Here is a 7,439-nt window from a genome sequence, read left to right as displayed (position 1 = left end):
CTGACTCATCAAAATACAAAGTTTCAAACATCATAGGTTTCAACCTAAAGTTGATCAGTTTGAATGAGAGTAATGCACTCGCCCCTGCTCCAACAAACGCCATAGGGCCAACAAAAACAACTGCAATCAAACATACAACAACGCCCACTCGACCTATCATTCGTATGCATTGATAAGCATACTCAGGCACAACATCTGCCTGCTCAGTTAATATTCCGTTTTTAGTGAACTTGTAAATCCGCTTTATGTCTGCAGAACCAAAAAAAACAAAAAACAATGTCATGAAAATAGTGAGTAAACTAAATGCAACAATACCACCTGTATCTAGCATATCTTGACTAAAATCATATAACATCCAACTCATAACACTAAAAAAACCAATACCAGCAAAATACCCCAAATATTGATGCTCTATGGTTTCATACTCATAAAGCACTTCTTCGTTATATAAGGCCATTCTCATGGTTTCTATTTTGTCTGTATCATCTATATCGTTATGAGTTAGCATTATTTAATAGTTTCACATCAATCCTGACCTGCTGGATGTAAGAATTCATTAAACTTTTCGTGATCACAAATATCTTTAACACTCATAACTTCAAAAAAATATCCATTTGAATAAAATATTTTTATTGTATTAAAAATTTCTTCTACATTATCTTTATTACAAAAAAAACCCATCGAAGAGCAGGTATCATTGGTATTTGCTGTAATATCAATATAATTTTCTTTGCTTGTTTTAAATATCACTGACTCATCAAAATACAAACTTTCAAACAACATAGGTTTTAATCTAAAGTTAACCAGTTTGAATGAGAGTAACGCACTTGCCCCAGCTCCAATGAACGCCATAGGACCAACAAAAACAACTGCAATCAAACATACAACGACCCCCACTCGACCTATCATTCGTATACATTTATATGCATACTCAGGTACCACATCTGCCTGCTCGGTTAATATTCCGTTTTTAGTGAACTTGTAAATCCGTTTTATGTCTGCTGAACCAAAAAAAATAAAAAACAATGTCATGAAAATGGTGAGTAAACTAAATGCAACAATACCACCGGTATCAAGCATATCTTGACTAAAATCATATAACATCCAACTCATAACACTAAAAAAACCAATACCAGCAAAATACCCCAAATATTGATGCTCTATGGTTTCATACTCATAGAGTACTTCTTCGTTGTATAAGGCCATTCTCATGGTTTCTATTTTTTCGTTATTATCTATATCTTTATGAGTTAGCATTATTTAACCCCACAATATCCATACCTAAATTTTCTTTTTTTGAATAATCATTAAATGAAATAATCTTATTTATATTTAATTTTACATCCCCATCACCACTTTGAAATCCAGAATAAGAAATCACATGAGACGTTCTATTGGCTAAAACATCCAAATAAATAGTTATATTAGAAATAACTTCTGAATGGTTCCGTTCAATTTTCATTTGATAACAATTATTATCATTACTTACTTTAGTGAAATTGGCCTCTACTTCTGATTGACTCGTCTCTTTATTTCCAATGAAATTATAATGTTTTATTACTTTTTTAGATGTGCTTTTAATTACTTTAATTCCAAACCATTTATCGGATAAGTAATCAGGTAAATCAATCGTTAACGTCCATTGTTTGTCTGAATCATTACTTGACTGATACGTTCTAACTATTCCAGTGTCTATCTGGACTACTGGTTTATTTAATATGTTTTGTAATTTCACTAATTCAATTTCTGGTGACCACTTAGCCGTCTTTACTCCCCATATGGATTGCACTAGCCATAACTCCATATCAGTTCGTTTAAACATATTAATAAATACGGTTGCAGCAATATAAATCACACCAAAAATAACCAACCCTATAACCATCCAAGGAGCAACAATGGCGCCAATTGATCCATTCATAAAACATGATATTAATTGAATAGAATAAATAAATGCTGGCCCTACTAATGATCCCGATTTTAGAATTTCTGCCATTCTTTCTTCTTTTGATAAGAGAGGGCTATCTAAGCGTTTATAGACATAATAAATTTCAGACACACTGGCGATTAATCCAGTAACAGCAACGAGCTTAGTTAAATTAATAAATTTAGTAATTAATTCTTTGTTTGATTTCAAAGCAATATATCTGTTTTTATTCAACAGTTTTTTATCTTTCATCACCTCAACCCATGAGGCATCTCTTGATACCAAAGCGCACGCATTTACAGTCCAAGAAGCCGTATAAACAACCTCTGCGGCGACTGATTTATATTCCTCTGTCGTCTTACTCTCTTGGTTTCTTTGAAGTAAATTTGAAAAAACGGTTATTGAATTCCAAATGTTTAATGCTGCAACAACACCATTCCAACTTGCAGACCCTTTCCACTTTCTTTCAGAAAAACTAACAAGATCTGCCTTTGTATTCTTATAAGCAGCCCAACTCTCTGCCACGCCTTTGCTGATTGCTCCTTTTATATTTAACATTGATCCATTTTGCGAAACCTTAAGCATTTGAGGCATGTTCTCTGAAATAAATTCAGAGGCTTTTTGGACTAGAACCGCTGCAAATTGTTCTTTCCGAATAATTGCAGCCATTGTTTTGCTGTTAGATAGTAAAAACTGATCATATTTTTTATTAAATGCCGCCAGTTCTTTAGGGTAATTAGGATTTACAGAAACAATAAAACTGCTATCTGCTAGATTTTCCATGATGAGAACTCTGAAGCGAGTCATAAAACTAAGTGCACTGAATTGATTCGTACGAGGTTGGATTGCATTGAGCATCTCCATCGAAGGTCGAAATTGCAGTATCGGATTGGCTTTGTTACTTGCAATAAATGCAGCAAACACGGCTTTAATATCGATATGAAGCAGCTTGTACCAATCAGAATCTTGAATTCTTACATCACCTGTTAAGGTATCGAATTCTGATAATCGAGTATGCAGTGCGATCATGTCACTAGGACTGCTCATATTAAGTGCAGCGCCACCCTCAGAGTAAGTGGTTAATTCATCCACTACTTCTTTGGAGTAAGCAAACGGGGCTAATGCTAATAAATTGTTGGGATTACTCAGATCTAACATTTTTTCTAAATAATGCTTAATCTCAGGAACATTAAAACCAGATTGAACAAGCTCGACGGTTATTGGTGAAAATAACTCAGATAAATAACGTTGACCAACCTCTGTTTGATTATCAATCCCGAAATACATAGGATCGATACCCATCTGCTCAATGGCATCTGTTACCTCTTTATGCTGATAAATTAACTTACTGTTTAATGTTTCTACTTCTGATAATTTGTCATATTTTTCAAATAGATATTCATTCAATTCATTCCATCGAATTTCATCAAAATTTCGATATTGCTTTTTCCACTGAGAAGTATGGTCCTTTTTAATTTCAAAATTAAACCGCTCTTTTATGGCTTGTTTTTTCGCTTCTAACGCCTCATACCATGAGGTATTTTCTACCCCTTCGCCAACATGATATTCATAAGATGCTGAAGATTGTTGGACATTTTGCTCTTGGTATAAATACTCATTTATCTCTATTTCTAGTTTTAACCGTTCAATTGGATCTGATTTAATATTTTCAGGAAGTTGATCATCACTAAATGTTACCCTTGCTAAAGATCGTGTTAATTCAGCCATTTGAGCTTTGTACTCATCCTCCTCTGTTCCTTGTAGTTCAACAATACGAACGTATGTTTCTGACAACTTCAAAAACAGATCCGTTATATCAGCCAACTGATCATCCAGTGCAATATACAAAGCGCTGTTCTTTTCTAATAAATCGCATTGATAATCGGTTTCTAATACGGTTTTCTTATGGGTAGCGAGATGAAACTCATCATCAGAGGGATCATCGTCTTTTAATGGGGAACATGTTTTTTCAAACAAGACATCGGAGGGTTTGGGAGTTCCAATATCAGCAACAGCATGAACAAAATCACGCATGCCACCACCGTGTTCTATTTCTAATGTGTTTGAATAGGTTTTTAAGTCGACCGTCCGCATCCATTCGTTTCGGCACTGAGTATTTGAGCGCATGTGTTCACATAATCGCCATGTCCAACGCTGGTGAGAAAATGATATCGTTACCGTGTCATTCTTAGAGTAAGACAAACAGCTTTTAGCCTCTCCTGCTTGCCCTCTCTCTTCTGGTGCTTTATCGGCTTCATTTGAGCCCCAGTCAATCTTAATGAATTGAGAGCCTTTCACCTGATATTCATGAAAGGTTTTATCTTTATTGCTATAAACGTAAAGCCAACCGTCTCTTAATTGTCTTAATGTATATTTTGAATGAGCAACATCAAAAAAGCCGTGACCTTTATGGGCATCAAGTAATGGGTGTTTCTGCTCTTTTTCTTCATCATCCATATCATCAATCGCATAACGAACTGGAATGATGTCAATAACACCAAACTTTACAGGACAAGCCCCTGCTGGGTTTTTCGCATCTTTTTTACTGCCACACATGGCCGCATTGTTTGCTTCGCTCATTCTTGTAAATCCTTTTGCATAGAGTGACGATATTGATAGGCCAAATCTGCCGCTTGTTTGATTCTTTGTTCTGGGGTTTGCTGCGATGTTTGATAGATCAATTTGGTGATTTTTGGGTATTTATCGGTTGTGATCGCTTCTTTCCCTAAATATCCCATCACATTCATAAATAGACAGACGTCAGTCTCATTTTGAAACCCTCTGCTATAAGCGGCATCGAACCAATACTGAATCCATTTTTGTTTATCTATCACACCCTCTAAACAATGTGGGAAGAAATATTCCACATGATTAAGTACATAGGCATAGGCATTTTCAGTCGCTAACTCTCCTAACGCTTGCCATTGTTCGTCCGTTAAACGATAAGGTTTCTCGCTTTTCATCTCAGTGCAAGGCGATAGGTAATGTGCCCATCCTTTTTTAGATGGAAGCCAAACTTCATTAATGTGTTGCCAATACCAATCTGTTCCTGTTGAGAATAAAACATTGGCACACCCTGAATGCGCGGATTTTAATATGATGGATGAACCATAAGGCGATTGAACCTTAATCAAACCTCTAAAATGTTCGACAAGACTTTCTAGATCTAACGCCGAACTGAATAAGAAACCATCTAGCTGACCAGATTGACTTTCAAACCATTGTGCAATAACAGGCGTTGCTTTTACCAAGTAAGGAGAGACCGATATCAAATCATCCCAAGGCTCATACAAATAAAGAGGTTCTTGCTCAATCACCGTGTCCAATTGATACAATTGTTTTAATACGTCAACACTCTGACTTGTGTCTAGCATCAAATAGAAAGAGGTGAAGTCGTCAATATTCAGAGAATCAAAGCACTCTGTTTCCATTATTCTTGCCCCTGCTCTTGCTCACACTCCTCACAAACGGGATCCGATGTTTTTAGTGCTTCTATCTGATGATCGGCGTTAATTTTACTTCTGGTATATTCAGAGGCCGTTGCGGTTTCAGCCACACTGCCTGCAGCTTCAGCCTGCTTCATGACAGGTTGTGTTGCTGTAATACCCGCATATCCACTGCCGCTTCCTGCGCTGCCGCCTTTGTTTAGATCAATCGCGGCGCCAAGCAGATGAATGCCACCAGAATCAAGTTTCATTGTGCTACTTCCAGTGGTGATGGTCAGTTCACTACCGGCATCAAGTACTGCTTTATTACCCACCTTAATGTGTAACTCGGTGCCTATTTGTTCAAGCCGACTTCCTTGGATTTTTTGTTGAATAGAGCCTGATACTTGCTGGTGTGCATCACCTTTAATTGAGCTTAAATTATCTAATAGAACAGTCAGGTGATTATCTTTAATTACTTGATGAAAATGATCATGATGAACAACCGAATGATCGTCATTAAATACCTCGCTAGTGCGATTGTTTTGAATTTGGCTATCCATGTCTTTAGCGGCATGAATATAAACCTGCTCTGACTCTTTTTTATCTTCAAAACGTAATTCATTAAAATTATCCGCGCCAATTGAACTTGATGTTTTAAATGTGCTGCGTGTTTTATGCTCTGGCAGTGTATATGGCGGTTTATTATTCCCGTTATATAGTGAACCTGTAATGATGGGTTTGTCGGGATCACCGTGAATGAAACTAACGATCACTTCGTGTCCTATTCTTGGCAGTACAAATTGGCCATATTGATTACCAGCCCAACCTTGTGAAGTACGAAGCCAACAACTTGTTTTCTCATCGGCTTGCCCATTTCTATCCCAATGAAATTGCACTTTTACACGGCCATATTCATCACAATAAATCTCTTCACTTTCTGGTCCCGTCACTATCGCTGTATCTATGTTACGAATGTATGGTTTTTTAACACTCGCTAATTTATACGGAACAAACCAAGGGGCAGCTGTAAAATCACACTCGTAACTCGAACCACCATCCGCAAGTTCTTCCATTACTTGAGGCTGTATACCTGAATGCACAACTTTAGTTACTAGCCAATTGATGTTCCAATCAGGATTAGACGCATTATGTATTGGCTGAAAATACCCTACTGCAAGCTGAGCACTATTACTGCAACCAACTAATTCCATTGCTTTAATTCGACGTTGTTCTAAGTTTAACTGTGCTTGTTGTTTTGCTGTTGGATTGTTCGGTTGATTTGCTGGATATTGATAATGCTCTAATGCAATATCACTACTTTGATTCTCTTTTTCTTCATGTTGTACTTGACCGACAATATGTTGGGTTGGGTGAGTAAAGAGATAATCTTTAACTGACGCTTTACCACTTTGAATTTGATGTTTTACTTTTAGGGAATGGATAGTATCCCCTTCTTGAGCCATTCCACTGTCTGTCACTACTGATAACGGTGCTAAAGCGGTATACGTTTCTTTTCCATCTGAAATAATTAATTTAGATCCAAGCGCAGTATGTTCAAAATAAGAAACAAGTCCTTCCTCTGCCATTATTCGTGAAATAAACTGATCGTCAGATTCCCCGTATTGCACACAATATTCTCGAAGCTCGTGTGTATTGTATAATTCAAGAGTAAAGTGATGACTCAGAATTCCTGCTTGTCGGTAAATATCTGAGATAATGTCTGGAATAGATTTCTGTTGGAAAATTTGAAAATTCTTTCGATAATTTAATAAGCTAAAAATAGGTACTAGAGTTAATCTATAAGTACTAAGACGAAAAGAGGAACTCAATTGCTCTATCGATTCAATAATACCATGTACATAACGATTCGTATTTTCAGGAGCCTCTTGATTAAAATGTTGAATAGTTAATCTAGCTGGCAGCTGTAGCCACTGTGCTAATTCTAAATCAGGATCTTCACATACAAACGTAATATCAAACTGGTAGTTATCTCCTAATATTTCTTCACCTGAAAATTCATATACTTGAAGTGGTAATTCTATTGTTGTTACATCAAGTCCAAATTGAGTTTGATTTGCATCCTGCAT

The 7,439-nt window shown here is 36.5% G+C and carries 5 protein-coding genes; all 5 read right to left on the bottom strand.

The features are described 5' to 3' along the window. Nucleotides 1-508 (bottom strand): hypothetical protein (locus tag A6E06_RS04355; RefSeq protein WP_065640688.1); only part of this gene is annotated, 508 nt, incomplete at its 3' end. Nucleotides 509-525: 17 nt separating this feature from the next. Continuing rightward, on the bottom strand, nt 526-1,257 hold the full coding sequence (locus A6E06_RS04350) for a hypothetical protein (protein WP_065591806.1): 732 nt from the start codon (nt 1,255-1,257) through the stop codon (nt 526-528). Continuing rightward, nucleotides 1,244-4,504 (bottom strand): T6SS effector BTH_I2691 family protein, encoded by a 3,261-nt coding sequence (locus A6E06_RS04345; protein ID WP_065591805.1) that lies wholly within the window; start codon nt 4,502-4,504, stop codon nt 1,244-1,246. Before A6E06_RS04345 ends, A6E06_RS04350 begins: the two co-directional genes overlap by 14 nt. After that, nucleotides 4,501-5,355, bottom strand: a complete 855-nt coding sequence (locus tag A6E06_RS04340; RefSeq protein ID WP_065591804.1) for a DUF4123 domain-containing protein — start codon at nt 5,353-5,355, stop codon at nt 4,501-4,503. Before A6E06_RS04340 ends, A6E06_RS04345 begins: the two co-directional genes overlap by 4 nt. Further along, nucleotides 5,355-7,439, bottom strand: a complete 2,085-nt coding sequence (tssI, locus tag A6E06_RS04335; RefSeq protein ID WP_065591803.1) for a type VI secretion system tip protein TssI/VgrG — start codon at nt 7,437-7,439, stop codon at nt 5,355-5,357. Before tssI ends, A6E06_RS04340 begins: the two co-directional genes overlap by 1 nt.

It is taken from the genome of Aliivibrio sp. 1S175 (assembly GCF_001690985.1).
In the GTDB taxonomy this organism is placed as follows: Bacteria; Pseudomonadota; Gammaproteobacteria; order Enterobacterales; family Vibrionaceae; genus Aliivibrio.
The sequence above is the reverse complement of the archived record's forward strand: the minus strand, read 5'-3'. Positions and strand labels throughout refer to the sequence as shown.

What these genes read in the sequence shown, in the direction of transcription:
- A6E06_RS04350 (WP_065591806.1), bottom strand. Translation starts at nt 1,257, where the DNA reads ATGCTAACTCATAAAGATATAGATAATAACGAAAAAATAGAAACCATG.
- A6E06_RS04345 (WP_065591805.1), bottom strand. Translation starts at nt 4,504, where the DNA reads ATGAGCGAAGCAAACAATGCGGCCATGTGTGGCAGTAAAAAAGATGCG.
- A6E06_RS04340 (WP_065591804.1), bottom strand. Translation starts at nt 5,355, where the DNA reads ATGGAAACAGAGTGCTTTGATTCTCTGAATATTGACGACTTCACCTCT.
- tssI (WP_065591803.1), bottom strand. Translation starts at nt 7,439, where the DNA reads ATGCAGGATGCAAATCAAACTCAATTTGGACTTGATGTAACAACAATA.